Origin of the sequence: Engelhardtia mirabilis, assembly GCF_007748095.1 — a bacterium.
Classification (GTDB): domain Bacteria; phylum Planctomycetota; class UBA1135; order UBA1135.
Window position 1 is genome coordinate 1436504 of the sequence record NZ_CP036287.1, and the last position, 23606, is coordinate 1460109.

16 protein-coding genes are annotated in these 23606 nt (G+C 70.4%); 9 read left to right on the plus strand and 7 right to left on the minus strand.

Going from position 1 to position 23606, the window contains the following annotated elements:
- Window positions 1–52 precede the first annotated feature (52 nt).
- Complete coding sequence (locus Pla133_RS05240) at window positions 53–1135, minus strand: hypothetical protein (RefSeq protein WP_145063186.1); 1083 nt, start codon at window positions 1133–1135, stop codon at window positions 53–55.
- Between the two features lie 211 nt (window positions 1136–1346).
- Between Pla133_RS05240 and ptsP the strand changes: the two genes are divergently transcribed.
- The 4 genes from ptsP to Pla133_RS05260 all read left to right on the plus strand — a co-directional run bounded on the left by ptsP (window position 1347) and on the right by Pla133_RS05260 (window position 8558).
- Window positions 1347–3101, plus strand: coding sequence for a phosphoenolpyruvate--protein phosphotransferase (gene ptsP / locus Pla133_RS05245; RefSeq protein ID WP_145063188.1), 1755 nt, complete (start codon window positions 1347–1349; stop codon window positions 3099–3101).
- A 211-nt stretch (window positions 3102–3312) separates the two neighbouring features.
- Window positions 3313–4035, plus strand: coding sequence for a hypothetical protein (locus Pla133_RS05250; RefSeq protein ID WP_145063190.1), 723 nt, complete (start codon window positions 3313–3315; stop codon window positions 4033–4035).
- A gap of 121 nt (window positions 4036–4156) precedes the next feature.
- Complete coding sequence (gene folE, locus Pla133_RS05255; protein ID WP_419192155.1) at window positions 4157–4786, plus strand: GTP cyclohydrolase I FolE; 630 nt, start codon at window positions 4157–4159, stop codon at window positions 4784–4786.
- Window positions 4787–5075: 289 nt separating this feature from the next.
- Entirely contained in the window at window positions 5076–8558 is a 3483-nt protein-coding gene (locus Pla133_RS05260; protein ID WP_145063194.1) for an ATP-binding protein, read from the plus strand.
- Between the two features lie 9 nt (window positions 8559–8567).
- Here the strand turns inward: Pla133_RS05260 and Pla133_RS05265 are convergent, their stop codons facing one another.
- Window positions 8568–11258: a sigma-70 family RNA polymerase sigma factor gene (locus tag Pla133_RS05265; protein ID WP_145063196.1), complete on the minus strand. Its 2691-nt coding sequence runs from the start codon at window positions 11256–11258 to the stop codon at window positions 8568–8570.
- A gap of 155 nt (window positions 11259–11413) precedes the next feature.
- Between Pla133_RS05265 and Pla133_RS05270 the strand changes: the two genes are divergently transcribed.
- A complete protein-coding gene (locus Pla133_RS05270; RefSeq protein WP_419192471.1) occupies window positions 11414–11839 on the plus strand; it encodes a M67 family metallopeptidase in 426 nt (141 codons plus the stop codon).
- 69 nt (window positions 11840–11908) lie between these two features.
- Complete coding sequence (locus tag Pla133_RS05275; protein WP_145063200.1) at window positions 11909–13285, plus strand: sialate O-acetylesterase; 1377 nt, start codon at window positions 11909–11911, stop codon at window positions 13283–13285.
- Here Pla133_RS05275 and Pla133_RS05280 read toward each other — a convergent pair.
- Window positions 13266–14258: a phosphotransferase gene (locus tag Pla133_RS05280; RefSeq protein WP_145063202.1), complete on the minus strand. Its 993-nt coding sequence runs from the start codon at window positions 14256–14258 to the stop codon at window positions 13266–13268. The genes Pla133_RS05275 and Pla133_RS05280 overlap by 20 nt on opposite strands.
- A gap of 90 nt (window positions 14259–14348) precedes the next feature.
- On the opposite strand from Pla133_RS05280, the gene Pla133_RS05285 reads away from it, so the two are divergent.
- On the plus strand, window positions 14349–15059 hold the full coding sequence (locus Pla133_RS05285; RefSeq protein WP_145063205.1) for an SOS response-associated peptidase: 711 nt from the start codon (window positions 14349–14351) through the stop codon (window positions 15057–15059).
- 170 nt (window positions 15060–15229) lie between these two features.
- Here Pla133_RS05285 and Pla133_RS05290 read toward each other — a convergent pair whose 3' ends face one another.
- Complete coding sequence (locus Pla133_RS05290; protein WP_145063207.1) at window positions 15230–15484, minus strand: RNA recognition motif domain-containing protein; 255 nt, start codon at window positions 15482–15484, stop codon at window positions 15230–15232.
- 279 nt (window positions 15485–15763) lie between these two features.
- On the opposite strand from Pla133_RS05290, the gene Pla133_RS05295 reads away from it, so the two are divergent.
- Together Pla133_RS05295 and Pla133_RS25975 are read left to right on the plus strand one after the other, a co-directional pair.
- The gene (locus Pla133_RS05295; protein WP_419192156.1) at window positions 15764–17155 is read left to right on the plus strand and encodes a bifunctional diguanylate cyclase/phosphodiesterase; all 1392 of its coding nucleotides are present in this window, start codon (window positions 15764–15766) and stop codon (window positions 17153–17155) included.
- Window positions 17156–17457: 302 nt separating this feature from the next.
- On the plus strand, window positions 17458–17961 hold the full coding sequence (locus Pla133_RS25975) for a hypothetical protein (protein ID WP_145063211.1): 504 nt from the start codon (window positions 17458–17460) through the stop codon (window positions 17959–17961).
- 32 nt (window positions 17962–17993) lie between these two features.
- Here the strand turns inward: Pla133_RS25975 and Pla133_RS05305 are convergent, their stop codons facing one another.
- The 3 genes from Pla133_RS05305 to Pla133_RS05315 are packed head-to-tail and all read right to left on the minus strand — an operon-like array spanning window position 17994 to window position 23460.
- The gene (locus tag Pla133_RS05305; RefSeq protein ID WP_419192472.1) at window positions 17994–20681 is read right to left on the minus strand and encodes a PAS domain S-box protein; all 2688 of its coding nucleotides are present in this window, start codon (window positions 20679–20681) and stop codon (window positions 17994–17996) included.
- A gap of 45 nt (window positions 20682–20726) precedes the next feature.
- Entirely contained in the window at window positions 20727–22058 is a 1332-nt protein-coding gene (locus Pla133_RS05310; RefSeq protein ID WP_145063215.1) for a hypothetical protein, read from the minus strand.
- 4 nt (window positions 22059–22062) lie between these two features.
- Window positions 22063–23460: an MBOAT family O-acyltransferase gene (locus Pla133_RS05315; protein WP_145063218.1), complete on the minus strand. Its 1398-nt coding sequence runs from the start codon at window positions 23458–23460 to the stop codon at window positions 22063–22065.
- Between the last annotated feature and the right edge of the window lie 146 nt (window positions 23461–23606).

The following is a 23606-nucleotide window of genomic DNA, read 5'->3' on the forward strand; positions in this document are numbered from 1 at the left end:
CCGCGTCGTCAATCCTGATCGCCGCGCGGGCGGCGACCCGCGGGGCACAGCGCTATTGGCCCAAGGTGCGCTCGTCCTCGAGGCTGTGCTCGCTCCTGCGCGGGCGGATCGACGGAACCGAGTCCACCGAGATGGGCGGCGGCGGCTCGGCATAGAGGTCAGCGGGGTGGGCGCGCGGCTGGCCGTCGTCGTCGATCTCGGCCAGCAACCCCAGGGAGAGGTCCTCGATCGGGGCGGCGGCGGGCGACGCGGGCAGCGCCTGTCGCGGCGCGGCGGGCGCTTCGTCGACCTGTACTTGTGCGACGGGCGGCTCCGCGACGGGCGCAGCCTCGACCACCGGGCGCGCCGGCGGAGCCTGCTCGACCATCGGCGCCGACGGCCCTCGCCCGATTCCACCGGCCGAGCGCGCGGCGGCGGCTTCGACCTCGGCAACCATGCGGTTCTCGCTGGAGCGCAGCCGCTCCTCGAGGGTGGCGACGTGCTCGTCGGTGGCGCGGGACAGCTCCTTGGCGATGTGCTCCTCGAAGCTCTCCAGCTGTTGGGCGAGTCTCGAGTCGAGCTGGGCGCGAACCTGGTCCATGCTCGCCGCCAGGCGCCAGATCGCGTCGTTGGCGCCGTCCTCCTGGGAGATGGCGTCGCTGGCCGCGGCCAGGGCCAGCTCGAGGTTGTCGATGCGCTCCACCAGGGGCGCGAGGGCCTCGCGGACCGTGCGCTGGACGCTCTGTTCAGTCGAGACCAGGCTCACGTGCAGACGCTGTTGAGAGTCGTCCAGGCAATCCAGAGCGTGGGAGTGATCGGGGGCCATCTCGAGCAGGTCGACGCTGCGGCGCACGGCGCGCAGCACGGTGCTGCCGACGGCTCCCAATGCCGTCAGGAGGGTTCCGCCCACCATGAGTAGCCCGGGCGAGAGGCCCAAGCTGGAGGCTTGGCGGGCGTAGTCGTCGAGCGGCGGCTCACCGGCGACGATGGCCCAGCCCGAGGCCACGCCGACGCCGAGGACGAGCACCCCCAGTGCCGCGACGGCACCTACGGTCGCCGTGCGAGGGGACTCCTGCACCTGGGCCAGGGCGTCCAACCCGTCGTCGTACTCGATCTCTTCGATCCCGTCGTCCGCGTTCATCGTGGTAGTTCCCATCGCCCCGATCGTCTCGGACCTCCGGCGAAGGTCCGCCGGTGGCTCCGCAGGGGGGATCGGGAGGGGGCCGGCCGCTTCTTGAGGGGAAGCGGAGATCTCGGCCGATGCGTCCTCGGGCCGGGGCTCGAACGCCTGGGGGTGCCGGCGCTCGGGTAACCTGTGCGCCCCGCCGGGCTGCCGCGCCCGGCCGCCCGCTCCCACCGATCCACCGATGCCGACCAGTCGCAGCATCAAAGGCGTCGCCGTCTCCATGGGCCTGGCCGAGGGCCCGGTTCACATCGTTCGGGCGGGCAAGACCGAGGTGCCGACGTGGTCCGTGCGCGAGGACGATCTCCCCCAGGAGTTCGCGCGGCTGGCCGCCGCCCTGTCGAGCGCGGCCGAGGAGCTGACCGATCGCCAGCGCGCGATCGCGCGTCAGGCCAGCGAGAAGGACGCGGAGATCTTCGCCGTCCACCGCATGATCCTCCAGGACCCGAGTGCCCTGCAGACGATCGAACGGCTGATCCAGGAGGAGCGCATCAACGCCGAGGCGGCGGTCTCCAAGCTGATCGAACGGGTCGTGGGCCGGGTCAACAGCATGGAGGGCGCGAGCGTCCGGGACTACGCCAACGACCTGGCAGACCCCTGGCGGCGGGTGCTCGAGCACCTGCTCCAGCGCGACCAGGAGTCGATCGCCCAGAGCGAGGCCAAGGTCATCCTGGCGGCGGCGGAGCTGACGCCGAAGGTCGTCACCTTCCTGCCGCGGGAGCGGATCCTGGGCGTCGTGACCGAACAGGGCGGGCGCTTCTCCCACGCGGCGGTGCTGGCTCGCTCGCTCGGTATTCCCTGCGTGGTGACCCTGCCGAACCTGCTGGCGCGCCTCGAACAGAACATGCACGTGACTGTCGACGGCGACCACGGGCTGGTGCAGTTGCGCCCCGGCGAGCAGGACCTGAACCGCTTCCGGCGCATCGCCGCCAAGCGCGGCGAGCGGCGCCTGTCGATGCTGGCCTACGCCCCCGAGCCCGCGGTCTCCCTGGACGGGGCGAGGCTGCGCTGCGAGGTCAACATCGAGTCCATGCGCGACTTCGAGACCTTCGACGTCGCCCACACCGATGGGGTCGGATTGCTGCGTACCGAGTTCCTCTACATGGAGCGCTCGAGCTTCCCCTCGGAGGAGGAGCAGTACCGCATGTACCGGCGGGTGGTCGAGACCATGGCCGGCCGCACGGTCACGATCCGCACCCTGGACGTCGGCGGTGACAAGCCCCTGCCGTACTTCAAGGTGCCGCCGGAGCCGAACCCGGCCCTGGGTTGGCGGGGCTTGAGGATCCAGCTCCAGTGGCCTGACCTGTTCCAGGCCCAGGTGCGTGCGATGCTGCGGGCGGCGTCCGAGGGGAACCTGCGGATCCTGCTGCCGATGGTGGGCTCCCTCGAGCAGGTGCGCCAGGCGCGGCGGGTGATCCAGGAGGTCGGCGAGAACCTGCGCGAGCAGGGCTACGACGTGCCGGAATCCGTGCCCCTGGGGATCATGATCGAGGTCCCCTCGCTGCTCTTCGTGCTGCCCCAGGTGATGGCCGAGGTGGACTTCGTGAGCGTCGGCACCAACGACCTGGTGCAGTACCTGCTGGCTGTGGACCGCGACAACAGTTGGGTCGCGCGGCTCTACCAGCCGACCGATCCCGCGGTGATGCGGGCCCTGGAACAGGTGGCGACTGCGGCCAAGGCGGCCGGGGTGCCCTGCTCGGTCTGTGGGGACGTGGCCAGTGATCCCGTCGCGGCGGTGCTGCTGCTCGGTCTCGGCTACGACTCGGTGTCGGTCGCGCCGCACTTCGTGCCGGCGATCAAGTTCGCCGTCCGCCGCTGCACGGTCGAGGGCGCTCGCCGGTTCGTCCGGGAGTTGCTCGAGTGCTCGACGACCGAAGGGGTCAAGCAGGCCTTGGGTCGGATGCGCGAGCAGCTCTTCGAGGGCGTCGACCAGGCCTGACCGCTCGGGGAGGGGCCGCCTGGCCCCGGGGATCCGTCCCTGGGGCCGATGGGGAGCGATCCGGGGCGAGCATTCCTTTTTTTTGCTCGAGATCGCCGGTAACGCCCGGCCTCGGACCGCGTTCCGGTCCCGCGAAGGCGCACGGAGCCGTCACCGCTCGCTCCCCAGAGCGGTGCGTTCGGCGCGCGGGAGACCCCATTCATTGAACGCGTTGGGCAGCGACACCCACAAGAACGGACGCCGCGAGCTGCGGCGAGGACGTTGGACCGATGACGAGGTCGAGCGCCTGCGGCTGATCTACGGCCTGCGGAGCGACGAGACCATCGCTCGGGACCTGGGTCGGACCGTGGACGGCGTGCGTCGGATGGCGGCGCGGATCTTCCAGCCGGCCGTCGACCGCGGCCCTTGGGACGAGGACGAGGTCGAAAAGCTGAAGCGCTACATCGGCGGAGCGTCGACGGAGGTCATCGCCCGGGTGCTCGGACGCAGCGAAGATGACGTTCAGGGCCAGATCGACCTCTTGGCCCGGGTTCGTCGCACGGGGCGCTGGTCGCGGGACGAGCTGCTGCTCTTGCGGCAGATCTACGGCACGCGGACCGACGACGACCTCGCGACGGTCTTCGGGCGATCGGTGGAGTCCGTGCGGCGCGCGGCCAGCAAGTTGGCCCTGTCCAAGGACAAGGCCTTCGTGCGTCGCCTCGAGGGAGAATCGGCCACCCGCATGCCGCGCTGGGCCTCCGAGGAGCTCGACCTCCTGCGGGAGCTCTACCCGACCTGCCCCAACCTGGACATCGCCCACCGGGTCGGTCGATCGGTGAAGAGCGTCGTCTCGAAGGCCCACCACCTGGGGCTGCGCAAGGATCCCTCGCGGCTGCGGGAGATGGGGCGCGAGAACGTCGCCCAGCGCTATCGCGGGGCCCGCCGGCAGGTCTGAGGGCGGGGCCCGGGGGCCGATGGTTGAATCGACCGTCGGCAGGGCCCAGGTACCGAGGGTTATCATCTGCCGCCGCACGCCGTCGTGCGAGCGCTCGATGACCGCCCCAGACGACCCCCCGATGATCGATCGAGACCTGCTCGAGTCCGGTATGGCCCAACCCGAGGCGAGCGTCGAGCTCGTGCGACCGTCGCGCGAGCAGGCCGAGGAGGCCGTCCGCACCCTGATCGCCTGGGCGGGTGACGATCCGACCCGCGAGGGCCTGCTCGAGACGCCGGCGCGGGTCGCGCGGGCCTGGGAGGAGTTCTTCGCGGGCTACGGCATGGATCCGGAGGAGGTCCTGCGCAAGACCTTCGAGGAGACCGACGGCTACGACGAGATGGTGACCGTGCGCGACATCCGCCTGGAGTCGCACTGTGAGCACCACCTGGTTCCGATCGTCGGGCGGGCGCACGTGGCCTACCTGCCCGATCGCCGCGTGGTCGGGCTCAGCAAGCTCGCCCGCGTGGTGGAGATCTTCGCCAAGCGCATGCAGATCCAGGAGAAGCTGACGGTGCAGATCGCCGACTCGATCGACCGCGTCCTCGCGCCCAAGGGGGTGGCCGTCGTGATCGAGGCGGCCCACGAGTGCATGACCACGCGCGGTGTGCGCAAGCACGAGTCGATGACGGTCACCAGTCGCATGACCGGCGAGTTCCGCTCCAACCCGGCCACTCGGCGCGAGTTCCTGGCCATGATCGGGCATCGCTGAGCGGGTACTGAGTGGCGTGCCGAGCCGGGCGGCGGACGAGGCCCAGGTGGATGGGCCGGGGGCGGTCGGGTCGTACCGCAAGCGGCGACGCGGCGTGGCGAGCGCGGGCTCCGATGCGAGTTCGTTGACGGCTCCCCGATCCGGGTGTTGAGATCTGCGTCCCCGGGCAGGCCCCTGACAACACGCTGCACGAGCGTGTGATGCGTTCACGCGAGGGAGCCGCGGCCGGAGCAGGGCAGGATGACGCGACGGTCTTCGTCGCACGAGCGCTGCCGACGCCGGATCTCCCATGACGCCACTTCCGCGGATCTCGACTGCCCTCATGCTCGGCCTGGCCGTCACCGGCCCGGTCGAGGCGCTGCAGGATCCAGTCGGGCTGGAGAATCGCGGCTTCGGGCTACGGCACTGGACCGTGGCGTCGGGACTGCCGCAGGACACGATCACCGCGATCGAACAGACTCGGGACGGCTACCTGTGGATCGGGACCTTCGGTGGCCTCGCTCGCTTCGACGGACGTGAGTTCGAACAGGTCCTGCGCGTTCTGACTCCCGGGCTCCCGGACGATCGCATCACCGCCCTCGAGTTGGACGGCTCGGGAGCGCTCTGGGTCGGCACGCAGTTCGGCGGCGTCGCTCGCCTGGTCGACGGCAACTTCATGCGCGTGCCCGCGCCGGCGGTGGATTGCCGCGACCTGTTCGCGGCCCCCGACGGTCGCGTGTGGGCGGTGCTCGACGAGGGGCTCTACACCTGTTCGCCAGGTGAGTCGAAGTTTCGACCGGTGGAGGACTTCCCCGCGCGGCCGGAGGGCGTGGCTTGGTCACGGACTCGCGGGATCGTCGTCAGTGGCGCAGAAGGTCTATACCAGCAGTCGGACGGTCGCTGGCGGCCCCTCGGTCCCATCGGCTTGCCCGACCGGACGCGAGTCCCGGTGGTCGCCTTGACGGACGGGGCCATCGTCGTCGGTACTCCCCAGGGTGCCTACCTGCCGTCGCGTTCGGACGAGCTCGACAATCTCGGACTCGAGCCTGCGCCCGTCGACCCTTGGTTGGTCGAAGCGCCGCCGCGGGAGCGCGGGGCCTGGTTGGGCTCGATCGGCGTGAGCCTCTTGAGTTTCGGCGACAGCGGCCTGATCAGCAGGCTGGTCGTGGACGCTCTCGACGGCTACGAGATCCGCGCCCTGTTCGTCGACGACGAAGACTCGCTCTGGATCGGGACCACCGGCGACGGCCTGTTCCAGCGCTTCCGGACGCCCCTCGAGTCGGTCGCAATCGGAACCGGGGAGTTCAAACAACTGGCCTTCCCCGACGGTCGGACGATCGTGGCGCTCGACGCCCGGGGCCACATCCATCGGCTGGCTCTGGACGGGGGCGAGGTGGACAGTCCCTCGACCGACCTGGTCTACGGTGTGGCAGCTTGGGGCGACGGCCGCCTGCTGGTCGCTCACGACGGTCGCGTCGATCTGTGGGACGGTGATCGGGTCGAGGTGCTCTTCGACGCGGCTGCCAGCGGTTTCCCGCCCGAGCTGCGCTGCATCTGCACTGCACGGATGCCCGATGGCACGACTTGGATGACGGCCCCCCAGGGCCTCGTCGAGCTGCGACTCGACGGGACCTCGAGCTTCCATCCAGCGGGCACGGACGGCTTGCCGACCGGACTCTCATCGGTGCGGGTGGCCCCGGACGGGGTGCTCTGGGTCGGCGGCTTTGGCGGGCTCAGTCGTCGCATCGATGAACGCTTCGTGCCCCTCTCGAGCCCGACGGAGGTGCCACTGGAGGTGGTGCGGACGATCTCCTTCGACCATCGCGGCGTAGCCTGGATCGGAACCTACGGTCTCGGGCTCTGGCGCGTTGAGGGCGACCGGGTGTTCGGCTACGGCAATGCCCACGGACTCGACGACCTGATGTTGTCGGGCGCCCTGCCGGACGGTCGAGGCCGACTCTGGGTCGCGGGCAATCGAACGCTCCTGGCCCTGGAGCTGGAGGATCTCGACGCGGTCGCGGGCGGCGAGAGGCGCTTCATGACCCCGATCGTATTCGGTCCGAACTCCGGCATGAGCGAGGCCAGCGGTGGCAGTCCTGGTGCGGCGGTCGTCGGGTCCGATGGCCGGCTGTACTTCACCACCGTGTCCGGTGTGGTCGCGGTCGACCCGGAGTTGATCGACGAGCTTCCGGCGGCCAAGCCGCCAACCGTCGAGCGCGCGCGCCTCAACGGCGAGGCCGTGGCCCTGGGCGACCTGACCAACCTGGGTCCGGGCAGGGTCGATCTCGAGTTCGAGTTCGCGGCGCCCACCTTCGTGCTGCCCCAGGCGGCGGCGCTGGAGTATCGGCTCCAGGGCTACCGTGACGAGTGGCAGCGCGCTTGGAGTGACGACCAGGCGCGCTTCACGAATGTGGGGAGCGGGTCCTATCGATTCGAAGTCCGTGCCCTTGGGGAATCGCGGGCGACCGCGGTCGAGGTCAAGGTGCAACCGCGCTTGGTGGAGCGGCCGTGGTTCCTGGCGCTCACGACGGTGCTGGTCGGGAGCGGTGGGTGGTTGCTCGTGCGACGGCTGCAGTTGCGCGCTCGACGGCGACGTGCGGAGCTCGAGCGCCAACGCCGACTGACGTCGATCGGCTCACTTGCCGGGGGACTGGCCCACGACCTGAACAACCTCCTGGCGCCGATCATGGGCTACTCGGAGTTGGTCGCCCAGGCGCTCGATCCGGACGATCCCCTGCGCGGCAGCGTCGACCGTATCCACGAGGCCGGTGCCCGCGCCAGCGAGCTCGTGCGCGAGATGCTGGCCTTCGCTGGCAGGGGCGAGCGCAAGCGCTCGCGGGTCGTCGTGGCCGAGTTGCTCGACGAAGTGCTGCGAGTGCTCGAGCCGCGGCTTCAAGGGAGCCGCGAGCTGGACCTCGACGACGTCGACCCCAGCGTCTCGGTCGAAGGCGACTCGACCCAACTGCACCGCGTCTTGATGAACCTGTGTTCGAACGCCCTCGACGCGATCGAGGAGCACGGTGGCCTGCGGGTCGCGGTGGTCGTGCGCGAGGCCGAGCTCGGGCCGTCGAGGGCCCACAGCCTGGGTCTCCTCGGACCGGGTGCGTACGCCGAGATCGAAGTCACGGACGATGGCGGCGGCATCGCGAGCGGCGCGCTGGAGCACATCTTCGAGCCCTTCTTCACCACCAAGCTCTCCCACCGAGATCGGGGCCGAGGATCCGGTATGGGTCTGGCCGTGGTCCACGGGCTCGTCGCGGCCCATCAGGGGGTCGTCGAAGTCACGACCGAACTCGGCGTCGGCACGACCTTCCGCCTGCTGTTGCCGGCGGCCAACGCGCAGTCGGAAGACCGAGGCCAAGCCCTGATTCACCCGGTCCCGCCCCCGCCGTTCCGAGGCCGACTGCTGGTCGTGGACGACGATCCGGCGGTCGGCCCTCTGGTCGCGGACATGGCCCGCCGCAGCGGCTACCAGACCCTCTACTCCCAAGATCCGGTCGACGCCCTGCTCCAGGTCCGGAGCGGGCGCTTCGCGGCCGTGGTGGTCGACCTCGACATGCCCGACCTGGATGGCTTGGAGGTGGCGCGCCGCTTGCGGTCGGAGTCCTTCGAGCTGCCGATCGTGCTGATGACCGGGGCCCCGGGCCGTCTGGTCGTCGAGGATCAGGAGGAGCTGGCGCGGTTGTTCGCGGCGACGTTGACGAAGCCCTTCAGCGAGCGCGACCTGATCGATGCCCTGCGTCAGCACGTCGGCGTCCCGAGCGACGAGTTGACCGGCGGCGCCAATCCCTGAGCCCCTCGTTCAGCGGCCGTCGAGAATGGCGGTGAGGATGCGACCTCCGCTCGGCTCCACTTGGAAGTGGTCGAGTTCGCGTCCATCCCGCTCCAAGCTCAGGCGGCTGGCACCCGGCGGCAGGGCGATCTCGCGTCGGCCGTCGATCAACGCCACAGCCGAGCCCGCGAGCGTCGGAGCAGATCCGGTCGCCCACAGCTCGAGCTCCACGTAGCATCCCGCGGCGTCCACCGCCCGCAGGCGATCGCCCGGCTGGGCACCGGTCACCTGCACGCGCAGGGGCGTCGACGCCGGGTAGGTGATCCGGACGTCGCCTCCTACCGGGATCCACTCCACCGGGATCCCCGTCGAGGGCAGGTCGTCGCCACCGACCCCGACCCAGGCGTTCGCGACGGGCACGCCGCCGAGCTCGAAGCGGCCTTCGGCGTCGCAGGCGACGATCGGGCCCAGGCCATTCATGGTCCCTCCCCCCGAGCGGTTGATGAAGGTGTTGAAGGCCACCGCGACACTCGCGCCCTGGACGGGGCGACCGTCGCGGTCGACGACCTGTCCGCGCACCAACCGCTCGAGCGCCGCCCGGGGCACGACGATCTCGACCGATCCGGGACCGGCAGCAAGCGGTTCGGTGACGTGGAACAGGGGCCGCTCGGCGTCGAAGACGCGAATGCGGTAGGCGCGCGATCCGAGCCCGGTCAACTCGAAGAGCCCGTTCGCGTCGGCCTCGACGTGGCGATCGCGACCGCCCGCCAGGCGCTCCATCGACGAGAAGCTCGTGTCGGGCAGGGTCGGGTCGAAGAGGTTGAGGGATACGCCGGGCAGGGGCCGTCCGTCCTCGTTCACGACGCGGCCACGCAGGGTCAGGGACTCACGCACGAAGCTGAGCTGCTCTTCGATGTAGCGGTCGGCGTCCGCCAGCAGTTGCGCCCCCTGGGCCTCGCGGAACAGCGCTTCGTAGGGCGGATGGACGACGCCCAGCGTCGCCGCCGGGGCGATCCCGGCGAGCTCGAAGCGGAAGGACCCGTCGGGGCCGGTGGACTGGCGATTCTCACCCAGGAAGATCGTGACGCCGCCCAGCCCGATCCCGGCCGGGTCCGTGACCTTGCCGCAGTACACCAGCGGCGCGCTCTCCAGTGGGCGCAGTCGGATGATCAGGTCGCGATCGTCGCCGATCGGAACGGCCGTCGACGTCGGCTCGAAGCCGGCCGCGCGCACCTCGAACTCCAGGCCCGGCGCGCTGGGCACGTCCCGCAGCACGAAGCGTCCCGACCCGTCGGAGCTGATCGGCGGCGGCTCTTCCAGCTTCAGAATGCGCGCAGCCGGCGCGACCGCTTGCAGGGCCGCTCGAGCCGTCGGCGCGAGGGATACGGTTGCCCGCGGTACCGGCTCACCGTCGGGATCGAGAACCACGCCACCGAGCTGCACGCAGGGCACGCCCACGAGGGTCGGGATCGCTTCCTCGTCCGGCCCGTCGACGAGGCCCAAGAGGGTCCAGTTGGCGTCGGCCAGCAGCAGGCCGCCGAGCACCTTGGCCGTCTCGAGTTCGAAGCTCCCCTCGCCGTCGGTGCGGAACTCGCGCTCGGGGATCGGATCGCCGAAGAGCGTCGCGCGCCACTCCTGCTCGTAGTCCCGCTGGGCCAGGAACTCCTCCGCGAAGGCCGGATCCCGGCGCAGGCGGTCCTGGGTCTCGAGGTCGATCCTCAGCGTCCCGCCGCCCCCGTTGATCCAAACCGGGTCGCCGCCCTGCCAGACGGCCTGATGGGCTCCCGGCTCGCGCAGTCGCATGCCGGCCAGGGGGCGACCGAGCAGGTCCACCAATCGAAAGCGCGCCAGGACCGAGGTCGCGGTGGCATGACTCGGGTCCGCGAAGGGCCGGATCGTCATCTCCTGCCCAGCGGGTTCGACCGCCCGCTGCGGTCGGCGGCCACCGTCGTCCGAGGGCGATTGGATCGGCGTCGGCGTCGGTCCGCGCGCGAGCTCAGGCGTCGCACCGACGGAGGCGGCGGGCGTTGCGTCGTCGCGGCCTACGAGGATCACGAGGGCCACGGTGGCGGCGATACCGCCCGCGAGTGTCAGGGCTTTCATGGTCAGAGCGAGGCCGGTTAGGAGGGGCGTCGGTCGAAGAGCGGCTGTCGGGCTTGGAAGGGACTCACCGAAGGTCGGCGCGAGCAGCGGACCGAGGGCCAGACACCAGCGACCCCGGTCCCCGTAGCGACTCTCGAGCCGCTCGCGCAGCCGCGCGTGCCCGCGCTGCAGGCGTGTGTTCACGGTGGCCAGGGGGACACCGAGACTCCGCGCGATCTGCGCCGGCGCGAGTTCTTCGAAGTGGCGCAGCAGCAGCACCTCTCGATAGATCTCGTCCAGGGCGAGCAGCTCGCCGACCACCTCGCGCTGGAGGCTGGCCCGTTCGACGGTCTGGGCGGTCGAGGGCTGCGCCTCGGGGCGCGCGGCCCACTGCTCGCGGTGCGCGCCCTCCCGTTCACGTCGTTGGACCCGACGAGCCGTGCGGCGCACGACCTGCCCCAGCCACCCGCGCAGGTTGGCGCCGTGGCTCGGCGACCGACGCAGCGCGGCGAACCAGGTCTCCTGGACCACGTCGTCGGCCAGGGACGCGTCCGTCACCAGCGACCGAGCCAGGTGGCGAACCCAGGCCGATTGGCCCAGGAGCAGCTCGACGGTGCTCTCGGTTTGGTGGTGGCTCATGGTGCTGCCCGTCCAATGCGCCGGTGCACGGGGGACGACTCGATGAACTTGCGAATTCCCATCGCGAGTCGCGTCCCGCTCCGCCGGCGTGGATACTGGCCGATCCCATGGCCACCGCGCGCGCAAGGAATGGGCTCGGTCTCACCCCTCCGATGATGGAATCGCCCCCCGAGCGCGTTCGGATTCCGAGGCGCTGTGTCGAGATCCTCGCTGGGATGGCCCGCGACTCGGATCCGCACGAGGCCTGCGCCCTGCTCGAGGGCGCGCTGGAAGCCGGCGCGGTGCGGATCGACGCCGTCCACCCTGCCGCCAACATTGCCACGGAGCCTCGGACCGCTTTCGAGGCCGATCCCGGCGCCGTGGTTGCCGCACTGGCCCAGGCCCGCGCGCGCGGCCGGATCATCGTCGGACTGTGGCACTCCCACCCCCGCGGACCCGCCGTTCCATCGGAGCGGGACCTGCGCGAGCTCTGGCCCGGTTGGTTGCTCTTGGTCGATGGCGCGAGCTCGGGGCAAGGCGCGCCGCGCGCCTTTCTTCGCGGCCCCGCGGGTGTGCGGGAGCTGATTGCGGCCCAGGGCTGAGTTGCCCGCCTTGCGGGGCACGGCTGGGCCGGATATCACCACTGGGTGCATCGACCGACTACGCAACTCATGGCGCTCGCGACCGGCCTCGCGGGGCTGGGCGTTCTGGCCACCCCGCTGGCCGCCCAGATCGACCCGCCGACCCAGGCTGGCTACCGCGGCATCCTGGTGGTCGGCCAGTCGAACATGGTCGGCGGCAACACGGGCCCCCGCGACGCGACGCCCGGCGGTGTCGATGAGCTGCCGCCGAACGTCTACTGCTTGGATCGGACCGATCAGGTCGCGCCCTGGCACTTCCCCTTCCCGTTCGCCCTTCCGGGTGTCGAGTCGGGTACCTCGGCGAACGTCAACGCGGCCATGTCCCTGGCCAAGCAGCTGGGCGAGAGCTTCCCGCAGGATCGCTTCTGCGTGGTCTTCTGCGCCCAGAACGCGAGCGGGTTCAACTCGATCGTCTCCGATCCGCTGCGCAACTGGGCGGCCCCGGCCAGCCCGAACCACCTGAACGGGAATCTCTACGACCTCGCCGTCGAGCGCTGCATCCACGCTGCGGCCCAGGGCGTCGACGTGGAGTTGTTCGTCGGACTGATGGGGGAGTCGGACGCCCAGGTCATGACTGTCGCCGACCTCGCCCAGGAGTACGAGTGGTTGGTTGAAGGCCTGCGCGCCGACGTCGGGCCCGGCCCCGCGGTCTTCGGAACTGCGCCCCAATGGACCGATGGAGCGCTCGGCGATCTCTCGAGCATCGACGCTGCCCTGACCCTCGTCGCGGCCAGCGTTCCCGACACGGTCCTGGCCTGGGCCGACGGACTCTTCCACCCTCCCGCCGACCCGAACCACTTCGACGCGCCCTCTTGCCGGCTGCACGGCCAACGCATGTTCGACGCCCTGACCGCGGCGGGTCTGATCGGTCCCGCCGGGCCGACCGCCGGCGGCCCCTGGTTCCAGCCCGGCGCGACGCCGCCGGGGGGCGAGACAGGGATCGTGCTGCGGCAAGACTTCACCAGCGGGTCGTGGTTCGAGTCCTTCAGCGACGCGCTCGATGGTGGGGCGATTGGTCGCGGGCACTTCAGCCGCTTGAATGACTTCGAGCGCTTCCGGCGCGCCGACGGCTCCTTCGTTCTGACGGCGACCTGGTCCACCGGTGAGTCGATCACCTGGACCCAGACCTCGAATCCCCTGCTGACGCCGCGCGACGTGGTGCAGGGCTTCGCGCCGCTGGTCGACCCCCTCGGTCTGGCCAACATGGGCCTTGTTCAGGGCCTGTGCCGCACCTCGACGACTGGTGCGCTCCTGTCCTTCCGGCCGGGGGTGAGCACGCTGAGCGGCCCCCTGGCTGGGCTCTACCTCTACAACGAATACGAGTTCGCCAAGGCCCTGGGCATCGCGGCAGTCCTACGCTCACCGCTGGGGCTCTCCGCAACGTCGGTCACGATCGTGGCGCGCTAGGTCCACCTGCGGTTGGGCCGCTGCGGCGCCGATCGGCCGCGCCCGAGTCTGCGGCGCTGAAGGCCGCGACGATGTTGGCCAGGGCCCAGCTCGCCTCGGCGACGAGGGCGGCGTCGCCTACGTCGGCCGCGTAGCGCAGGGCGTTGAGATTCGTGACCGTGGCGCGCAGCCGTGCCACCTTCCAGCTCGCCTCGTCGATCGCACCGTAGGCGCGGCGAAAGACCGGGTGGGCGTCCGGCGGCAAGAAGCCGTGGGCCAGGGCCAGATCGACCGTGCCGTCGCCGCGGTGCAGGTCGCCCCAGTCGATCACGCCACACGGTCGCAGTCCGTCGTCGACCAAGAGGTGTCGGGCGTAGAGGTCGCCGTGGCAGAGCGACCGTTCCCGTGGGCGCCAGGTGGGGGGGGCGTCCGCGATCACAGCCGGGAGCACCTGCGCGACTCGCGCCTCGACCAGCCCGGTAGCTGCGGCCAGGGCCTCGGTAGCCTGGGTCGCCCGGTAGGGGACGTCCAGGCGTCGGACGTTGTCCGCAGGTGCGCCCCAAGTGGCCGCGCGATCCGCGGGGATGGCATGCAGGGCGGCGAGGAAGTGGGCCAGGGGCTCGGCCGCAGCGCGGCGCTCCGTAGGGCCGAGCGCGGCGCGGCAGGCGGTGATTCCGGCGACGAACTCGAGACCGAGGAAGGGCCAGGGAAAGCGGGGGCCGGCCGCGCCGATGAAGAGCGGCACGGGCACGGCCAGGGGCAACAGCCGTGACATCTGCGGCAGGCAGCGCCGCTCGGACTCCAGCAGTCCGACCGCCAACTGTCGCCGCGGGAAGCGGAAGACCCACTTCGGGCCGAGGGCGAAGACGGTGTTGTCCCAACCGCTGCCGAGCAGGGTCAGCGGCCAGTCCGCCAGGTCGGGGAACTGCTCGTCGATCAAGGCTCGGGCCAGTCGGACGTCGACGTCGACTTCGGCAATCCAGGGATCGGTCATGGTCTCAGGTCGGTCCGGCACAGGGTCGACGCGGTAGGCCAGGTGCCTGGCGGCCTCCCGCCCCGCTCGGAGGAAGGGTAGTCTGCATCCATGTGCGGCCGCTACGTCCTCAGCACTTGGGTCGACGTGCTCGACCTGCTCGGTCTGGATTCCGCCGACGCGAGTTGGTTCGAGCCTCGCTTCAACATCGCTCCGACCCAGTCGGCTCCGGTCTTCCTTCAGCGAGATTCCGCGGCCCCCTTGCTCGACGAGCGGCTCCGGTGGGGTCTGATTCCCCACTGGGCCAAGGAGCGGTCCTTCGGAGCGCGCTGCATCAACGCGCGGGGCGAGACGGCCCACGAGAAGCCGAGCTTCCGAGAGGCCTTCGCGCGACGCCGATGCATCGTTCCCGCGACCGGCTTCTACGAGTGGCAGCGCGAGGGAAGAGAGCGGCTGCCCTATTTCGTGCACCGTTCGGACGGAGAGCCGATGCTGTTCGCCGGCCTGTGGTCGTCGTGGAGCGAGCGCACGACGGACACGATGTTCGAGTCGGAGTCCGTGCTCGAGACCTTCACGATCGTGACGCGTGCCGCCGAGGGACCCTTGACTCGCATCCACGACCGCGCACCTCTTATCTTGGACCCGATACTCGCACGGCAGTGGGCGACCCTCGGACACCTCGACACGGCGGCGGCTCGGGAGGTCGTGGCCGAGGCTCCGACTCCCGAACTCAGCCTGCGGCCGGTGGCCAAGGCCGTGAACAACGTCCGCCACCAGGGGGCCGAACTGGTCATCGAGTGTGTGGGCCACGGCGTCCGCTAGTGTCCTGGATCGGAAATTCGGCGTCACTGCCCGGAGGTCCGATCGATGCTGGCTAGGCGCGCCGACGACGCGTATCCGCTGCGATACTCGGAGGAGGCGCTGGCGACGCCAGCGGCGATCGGAGCCCGGGAAGTGACGCCGAATTTCTGATCCAGGACACTAGCTCGGCCTCAATCGCGGGAGCGCGCCAGGTCCACGCGCAACGGCCTCCCTGCGAGCAGCTCGCCGTCCAAGGCTGTCGCGGCTCGCTCGGCGGCGTCGTCGGAGTCCAGTTCGAGGAATGCGAATCCCCGTGGTCGTCCGGAGCTGCGGTCGACCGGGACGAAGACGTCGGTCACCACGAACCCGAGCAGCTCGGCTGCCGTGCGTATGTCCGAGGCCCTCGCCTCCCAGGCGAGGTTCCCCACGAAGAGTCGATTGGTCATCGGATTGCGGTCACGGGGTTCTTGGCGTCGAGGTCGGTCCCGATGCCCTGCGACCTACGGACGGGCGGGGGGGTCCTCGGTTACACCCGAACTCGATTCTCCCGCGGGGCCGCCGACGGGCCCTGTGGCCCCTGGGACAGCCCCGAGCTGACTTTGGCACCGATCCGTCAACCGGGCCCCCCCGCGCGCCGTCCGGGGCAGGGGATCGGATACCCTCATCCGGCGCCGGGAGGTACTCCCGCCTCAATAGGCGCAAGTTCGGCTCCCCTTGTCACTCCCATGATTCCCCTTGAACGGGCATTCGCTGAGCGAGACGGCAACGTCCTGCTGCGCGCTGCTCTCCACGATTCGCCCGACGCCGTTGTCGTTGCCGACGATGATCGTCGCGTCGTGGGCCTGAACGAGGCCGCGGAACAATTGTTCGGCTGGAGACTGGCGGACGTCGTCGGCCGAACTCTCGACGTGTTCCATGCGGAGCCGGCCCACGGACGCGACCTCGAGGAGTCTTCCGACCCTGGCACGGCCGGCCGTGGCGATCGCCGCCTGCGTCGGTCCGGTGGGGAGGTCTTCATCGGCGAGACCGCCGAGACGCCCATCTGTGATGACGGCGGCCGTTCGATCGGAATGCTGGTGACGATTCGCGACGTCACCAACGATCGCCGCACCCTGCGGGCCATGTCCGAGCTCTACTCCGTGATCTCGTCGCGCGAGCTGTGCTACCAGGACAAGGTCGAACGCATCCTCGAGATCGGTGCGGCGACGTTCGGGACCTCGAGCGGCATGGTCTGTCGTGTCGACGGCGAGGCCGTGACCGTCTGTCACACCTACGACGGCGAACAGATTTACCAGCCCGGACAACGGCTCTCCGCCGCGCGCAGCTTCTGCGGCGAAGTCCTGCGTCGTAACACTGCGGTCGCCTGCCACCACGTGGGCGCGAGTGAGCTTCGCCACCAACCCTTCTACGACGACGGTCTGGTGGAGTCGGGTATCGGAGCGCCGCTGAACGTCGACGGCGAGCGCTTCGGCACGGTCTCGTTCCTCTCACCGGAGCCGCGTGCCTGGCCCTTCTCGGAGCAGGACGTCGACTTCGTGCGGCTCCTCTCGGAGTGGATCGGCAACGAGATCGCGCGGGAGCGGGACCTTCAAGCCTTGCGCGCTGCGCACGAGCGCCTGCGGGCCCTGGCCTCCACCGACGAGCTGACCGGGGTCGGCAGCCGACGACACTTCATGGACCTCGCTCGACACGATTGGGAGCGCACGCGGCGCAACGGACGCCCGTTGAGCATGCTCGTGGTCGACCTCGACCACTTCCGGAAGGTCAACGAGACCCATGGTCACGCGGCCGGGGACGAGCTCTTGGCCGCGGTCGCCGGGGCCTGCCGCCGCGTTCTGCGAGCGGCCGACGTCTTCGCACGCATCGGCGGTGAGGAGTTCGCGGTGCTGCTCCCGGAGGCGGGCGAAGAGCGTGCGCTCGAGGTCGCGGAACGTCTGCGAGCGGCGATCGGTGAGGTCACGGTCGACGGGGCCGACGCGGGGGCCTCGGTCACGGCCAGCATCGGCGCGGTCACGGCCGGCGAAGCCGATAGCGACGTGCGCGCACTCATGGCGCGGGCGGACGAGGCTCTCGAGCGCGCCAAGGAGCGGGGCCGCAACCGCGTCGAGACCATCTGACCTGCGGCCCTCACGGAGGGCGACCGTGGGCGTCGGCGCACCGGGTCCGCTTCGGGGTCCGTCAAGGTCCGCGCCGCGACGGTCCCCTCGGCGGCGCCGCATCGGGCCGCCAGTGCCGAGGGTGGGAGCATTGCTGAGCCTTCGCCCGATCCGATTCCCAGGATAGGGGCGGCACCGAGACCTCGGACCACGAAGGCTCTCGGGGGGAATTCCGAGTTGGTAGGTAACGGCTAGCGCAGGGCCGCGTTCCGAACGTGTGAACGGGCAGCTCGCGCCGTGCGTGCGACTCCCCCAAGCTACCCATGCCGCCGATTGATCCGTCGACCAGCCTCCGCGCCGCCCTCGACCTCTACGTCGAATGGCCCACCCACGGGCGCTCCCTCCAGCTGGGCGAAGTTCAGGTGCGGGAGGGAGAGCCCACCGAGGCCATTCCGCAGCGTGTCTGGACGGAGCTGCTCCGAGTTGCCGACTCCCTCGGTGTCTCGAGTCCCTGCCTGTTCCGGGCGATCCGCTTGGAGTGGCCTTCGCGAGGCGGCACCGCGGGTCGGCTGTTGCTGCATCCGAACCCACGTGAGGGTGCCGGCGCGCTGCGGCGCGAGCTGGCCTCGGCCCTGGGAACCGAGCTGATTCAGTTCGGTATCGACTGGGGGGGGCAGCGCGAGTCCGAGGCCGAAGTCGATGCGCCGGGGGGACCTGCAGCGCAGGCGCATCCGGCGGGCGCGCACGATCAAGGCGCGACCAAGGACAGGCGGCTCCGGATCGGACTCGACGGTGTCGAGATCCGCGACCGAGCCGAGATGGCCTGAGTCTCGACGACCGATCCGATCGCGCGGGGGGATCAGTCGGATTCGGACGTGGCCCCGCGTTCCAGCAGTGCCGCGACTGCTGCCACCAGGTCACCCGGCTGGAACGGCTTGCGAAGCAGGGCCGCCGCTGGAATGCGCTCGTCGAGTTCGAACTCCGGCGCACCGGTGATGATCAAGACCGGCAGCTGCTGACCCGCGGCCCGCAGGCTCGCGACGCAGTCGGCGCCGACCATGCCGGGCAGGTCGTGGTCGAGGATCAAGGCGTCGAAGCGGTCGGGAGCGGCCAACACCTCGGCCAGGGCACGATCGCCGGCCTGGACCGCATCGACCTCGAGGCCGCACTCGCGCAGGGTGCGTTGGGCCAACTCCGACAGGCGCCGATTGTCCTCGGCCAGCAGCACCCGGCCGTGCAGCACTCCGCCGGTCCGCGGAAGCTTCACGTTGCTCTTGCTCCGCGGGTGGGGGCCCACGAGCCTCGGGAGCCACACGGAGAAGGTCGTCCCCTGTCCAGGCTCGGACTCGACCTCCACGCGACCGCCGTGACCGCTCACGATGCCGTGCAGGATCGAGAGACCCAGGCCCGTGCCCTTGCCGCGCGGCTTGGTCGTGAAGTACGGCTCGAAGATCCGAGCGTGGAGTTCGGGGGCAATGCCCGGGCCGTCGTCGTGGATGCGAAGCACGACCTCGTCATCCAGGGTCTCGAGCGTGCAGCGCAGCTCGCCGCCGTCGGGCATCGCGTCGCGGGCGTTGATGGCCAAGTTCATCAGGACTTGACCGAGCTGGTCGGCATTGCCGAGGACTCGGGCGTCGACGGCCGCGGAGGTGTCGACCTCGATGGCGATCGACGCCGGCAGGGTCCGGTGCAGCAGCCGGCCGGTGCGTTCGACGACCTCGGTCAGGTCGACCGGCGTGGCTTCGCTGCCCGGGAGCCTCGAGAAGGTCAAGAGCGCCTTGGCCACGCCCTCGGCGTCGCGGGCCGCCTCGAGCACGGTGTCGAGGGCCTCGCGCGCGGGGTCTTGCTCGTCGATGGCCAGACGAGCCAGCTCCGTGTAGCCGGAGATGATCGTCAGCAGGTTGTTGAAGTCGTGGGCCACGCCGCTGGCCAGGCGACCGATCGCGTCCATGCGCTGGGCGTGCCAGAGCTGTTCCTTGCGGTCGCGTAGTTCGGCCTCCGCCGCGAGCTGAGCCGTCACGTCTCGCAGGACAACGTGCAACACCTCGCGACCCTCGAGCAGGATGTGCTCGAGGGACATGCGAACCCGTCGGCGCGGCCCGGACCGCGGTTCGATCTCGAGCTGCGAATCCTCCGCGGAGGTCAGGCCACGGGCCGCACAGGCGCCGGCGAATGCCATCTTCGAGCCCTCCGCGATCAGGTCGAGCAGGGACTCCCGCAGCAGTTGCTCGCGGTCGCCGCCGAGTAGCTCCACGGCCCTCGAGTTCAGGCGAATGGGCACCAGGGTCCGCGCATCGAGCACCAGCGCCGCGTCGGGCAATTCCTCGAACAGGGTGCGGTAGAGCGCCTCGGCGGCCAGCAGCCGCTCCTCGGCCAACCGCGCCTCGGTCACGTCTCGCGCAGTTCCGATCATGCGCTCGGGCTGGCCCGTGGCGTCCGAGAGGACGCGGCCGCGGGCCTCGATCCAACGCAGACTCCCATCACTCCGCAGGATCCGGTGTTCGGTCTCGTAGGGCTCGTTGGTGTGCAGTGCCGTCTCGATGTCATGCCCGGTCGCGCCGCGGTCGTCCGGGTGGATCAGGGCCCGGTAGTGCTCCACGGTCCCGCCGAAGTCGCCTGGCGCGATCCCGAAGATGCGCGCCGTCTGCTCGGACCAGGTGACCTCGCCGGTCTTGACCCACCACTCCCACAGGCCGACGCCGCCACCGTCCATGGCCAGTTGCAGGCGGGTGCGACCGGCCTCGACCTCGAGCTCGGCGCGTCGGCGCTCGGTCACGTCGCGGCAGTTGGCCACGATCGCCGTCACGTCCGGGTCGTCGAGCAGGTTGGTGGCAACGACTTCCATCCAATGGGAGGCGCCCTGCCCGTCGATCAGACGCACGGTGAACAGCGACGACGAGGCGGGTGTGGCACGCACCCGCTCGAGCTGTTCGCGCGCGCTGGCCCGGTCGTCGGGATGCAGGGTTCTGAGTACCGAGCGGCCGATGGTCTCTTCGGGAATCGTGCCGTAAAGACGCGACGCCGGACTGCTCACTTCGACCAGGTTGAGCTCCGCATCGATCTGGCAGACCACGTCCCAGCCCTGCTCGATCAGTCGGCGGAAGTGCCTCTCGCGGCGCGACAGTTCCTCTTCGGCGGCCTTGTGGTGGGAGATGTCGGAGATCGTCCCGCAGACCAGGGAGCGCTCGCGGTCGGGGAACCGCACCAGTCGCACCTCGCACGGCAGCGGCCGACCCTGCTGGTCCTGGTGTGTCCATTCGAACCGCGGAGAGCCGCCCTCCAGGGCCTGGATGACGTACTCGCGAGCTGCATCGTCGGAGCGACGCCCGTCCGGCTGGTGGGTCGGACTGACCTGCGCCGGCCCCTGTTGAAGGAGTCTCTCGCGTCCGAGGCCGAACAGCCTCAGGGCCCGGGCGTTGGCGTCGACGAAGCGGCCGGTTTCGGAGTCCAACACCACGATCGCCTCCGGCAGTGCTTCGAGCAGTGCGCGGAAGGGGTCAGAGGCCGCCTCGGAGGCATCGGGGATGTCGGGTCGATGGGAAGCGATGCTCCCATGATGAACGCGCGACCCCGGTGCTGGCCAGCCTCTGCTTCAGTCGTCGTCGAGGTCGATGCCGGCCTCGCGTGCAGCGGCTTGCAGCATCTCGAGCAGCGCGGTCCGCTCGGCCTCGTCGAGCTCGGGCAGCTCGCGCACGCGCCGGATCCTATCGCGCAGGATGGTCGCCGGGTCGCGGGGCGCGGTGGGCGCGGCGACCGGGGGCGGGGCGCCCTCCCCGGGCGCCGGCTCCGGCACGGGGATCCGCGCCCCGGGTGGCGGCGGTCCCAGGACCGCCTGGCCGATCACCGTCATGGCCAGGATGCGGCTGGCCTCGCGGCGGCCCTCGTCGTTGAGGTGGGACGGGTTGGCGAACAGCCCCGGGGCACGCAGCTGGCCGAAGCGGTTGAGGTCGTGGTACTCGAAGCCACGGGCCCGCAGGGGCTCCACGATCTCGCGCTCGTAGTCCTCGAGCTGCCGCCACTGCTCGCGGTCGAACGCCTGCAGGACCGGCATGCGCACGAAGACCACCTTGCAGGGCAGGTCCTCGAGCACGTCGAGGAGGGAGATGAACGTCTCCACGTCGAAGCGGCGCAGCTCGGCCTCCTCGATCGTGGCGCCGCGCTCCTGGATCTCGTCGCGCACCGCGCGCGCAAGGCCGAACTCGCGCCGGCTGAGCTCCTTGAAGTTGCGAAGCGGCAGGCCGCGCGTCTCGTGCAGGTGCTCGATGTAGCGGCCGGCGTCGCTCATCAGGAACTGCGGCAGGGTCCAGGGTGCGCGCACGCCGCGCAGTGGGGCCAGGGACAGCTCCTGGAGTTGGGCCGTGGTCAGGGCACCGAGGTCGATCTGGAACAGGTCCGAGGTCGAGGCCAGCATCTGGAAGTCGAGCGGTCGCGCCGTCTCGTCCGGCAGGACGTAGAAGAAGCGCGCCTCCAGGCCGATCACGAGCAGGTCGCGCGGCGGTCGCGGCTGGACCAGCTCGCGCACGATCTTCGAGAGGGTCCACGAGCGCATGCCCTGGACGGGCAGGCGCACGACCTCCACGGGGCGGTCGGGCTTGAACGACAGGATCTGGGTGATGAGGTTCGGCTCGATGCCCGCCAGCACGCGGCTGGAGCCCAGGATCAGGACGTCCTCGGGCTCCTCCCGCAGGGCGTGGGCCAGGAGCTGGATCTGGTTCTGCTCGACCTGGGGCGGGACCATCAGCCGCAGCGGCGTGAGGCCGAGCAGGAAGTCGCTGAACAGCACCATCCCGACGAAGCCCGCCGCGATCAGGACCTGGCGACGACCCAGCCCGAAGCGCGGCTGCTCGGCCACGGCGCCCCCGCCCGAGGCCTCGCGGCCGTCGGATCCGCTGCCGGTCTGCGCTGGATCGTGTCGTGTTTCCACTGGTTCAGAACTGGAAGTAGATGAACGGCCGGTCGAGCCCGGAGGCGTTCAGGATCAGCCCCAGGACCAGGGCGTAGATCGCGCCCTTCACCAGGCCGGGCAGGCCCAGGAAGCTGCTGCGCAGGGCCTCGACGGTCGCGCGCGGAGCCAGGTGCGTCGCAAAGCCGAAGCCCATCGCGACCAGCACCCAGGGCTCGATCACGGAGCTGCCCTGGGGCGCGAAGAGCGAGCCGAGCACGGCCCAGGCGTCGGACGGCGTGGCGGAGCGGAAGAAGACCCAGCCCAGGCACACGAGCTGGAACATCACCGCGCGGCGCAGCCAGACCCCGGCGCCGGTCTTCGGCTCCGGCAGGTCCACCAGTCGATCGACGATCAGCAGCAGTCCCTGGTAGGCGCCCCAGATCACGAACATCCAGGAGGCCCCGTGCCACAGGCCGCCGAGCAGCATGGTCAGGGCCAGGTTGCGGTAGGTGAACCACGGGCCGCCGCGGTTGCCGCCCAGGGAGATGTAGAGGTAGTCCCGCAGCCAGGTGGACAGGCTGATGTGCCAGCGGCGCCAGAAGTCCCGCGGAGAGGTGGCGCAGTAGGGCTTGTCGAAGTTCTCGCACAGCTCGAAGCCGAGCATCCGCGCCAGGCCGATGGCGCAGTCGGAGTAGCCCGAGAAGTCGCCGTAGATCTGCAGGGCGTAGGCCCAGATCCCGAGCACCGAGGCCAGGCCGCCGTAGCTGGTCGGGTCGTTCCAGAAGTCGTCGACCAGGGTCCCGCCCAGGTAGTCGGCGATCACGACCTTCTTGACCAGGCCCCAGAAGAACAACGCCAGGCCGGACTCGAAGGCGGGCGCGGTCAGGACCGGCCGCGTTCGCATCTGCGGCAGGAAGTCGCGCGCCCGCACGATCGGCCCGGCCACCAGCTGCGGGAAGAAGGCCACGAACAGCGCGAAGCGGCCGAAGTCGCGCTCGGGCTCGAGCTGCCGGCGGTAGATGTCGAGGGTGTAGGAGAGGGTCTGGAAGGTGTAGAAGCTGATCCCGACCGGCAGGATCACCTGCAGCGTCGGCAGGTGCGCTTCGAACCCCAGGGACTCGATCATCCGCGCGGCTTCGCGGGTGAAGAAGCCCCAGTACTTGAAGAAGCCCAGGGCGCCGAGGTTGCCCGCCAGGCTGATGCCGACCAGCATCCGGCGCCGGCGTTGGTCCTGGGCGCCGTGCAGGGCTTGGCCGACGACGAAGTCGAGCAGGGTCGACGCGGCGATCAGGGCCAGGAAGCGCGGGTCCCACCAGCCGTAGAAGAAGTAGCTGGCCGCCAGCAGCCACCAGATGCGCGCGTGCTTGGTCCCGCTCAGCAGCCAGTAGACCGTCCAGACCGCTGCGATGAAGAGGGCGAACGGGTAGCTGTCGAAGAGCACGGGAGGGGGGAGCGGCCGGGTCGGAGGGGCGCTGGGGCGTCAGGATACGACGAGGCCCGCGCTGGTGCTCGCCCTCGAACGGCTCGGGCCCGCGCTCCGTCGAATCGACGGGGCGCGGGCCCGCGAGCTCCGGCCGTCCCCAGGGG

Coding starts and splice junctions, on each gene's coding strand:
- Pla133_RS05290 (WP_145063207.1), bottom strand. CDS start 15,484: ATGACCAATCGACTCTTCGTGGGGAACCTCGCCTGGGAGGCGAGGGCC.
- ptsP (WP_145063188.1), top strand. CDS start 1,347: ATGCCGACCAGTCGCAGCATCAAAGGCGTCGCCGTCTCCATGGGCCTG.
- Pla133_RS05260 (WP_145063194.1), top strand. CDS start 5,076: ATGACGCCACTTCCGCGGATCTCGACTGCCCTCATGCTCGGCCTGGCC.
- Pla133_RS05240 (WP_145063186.1), bottom strand. CDS start 1,135: ATGGGAACTACCACGATGAACGCGGACGACGGGATCGAAGAGATCGAG.
- Pla133_RS05295 (WP_419192156.1), top strand. CDS start 15,764: ATGATTCCCCTTGAACGGGCATTCGCTGAGCGAGACGGCAACGTCCTG.
- Pla133_RS05285 (WP_145063205.1), top strand. CDS start 14,349: ATGTGCGGCCGCTACGTCCTCAGCACTTGGGTCGACGTGCTCGACCTG.
- Pla133_RS25975 (WP_145063211.1), top strand. CDS start 17,458: ATGCCGCCGATTGATCCGTCGACCAGCCTCCGCGCCGCCCTCGACCTC.
- folE (WP_419192155.1), top strand. CDS start 4,157: ATGATCGATCGAGACCTGCTCGAGTCCGGTATGGCCCAACCCGAGGCG.
- Pla133_RS05280 (WP_145063202.1), bottom strand. CDS start 14,258: ATGACCGATCCCTGGATTGCCGAAGTCGACGTCGACGTCCGACTGGCC.
- Pla133_RS05270 (WP_419192471.1), top strand. CDS start 11,414: ATGGAATCGCCCCCCGAGCGCGTTCGGATTCCGAGGCGCTGTGTCGAG.
- Pla133_RS05275 (WP_145063200.1), top strand. CDS start 11,909: ATGGCGCTCGCGACCGGCCTCGCGGGGCTGGGCGTTCTGGCCACCCCG.
- Pla133_RS05265 (WP_145063196.1), bottom strand. CDS start 11,258: ATGAGCCACCACCAAACCGAGAGCACCGTCGAGCTGCTCCTGGGCCAA.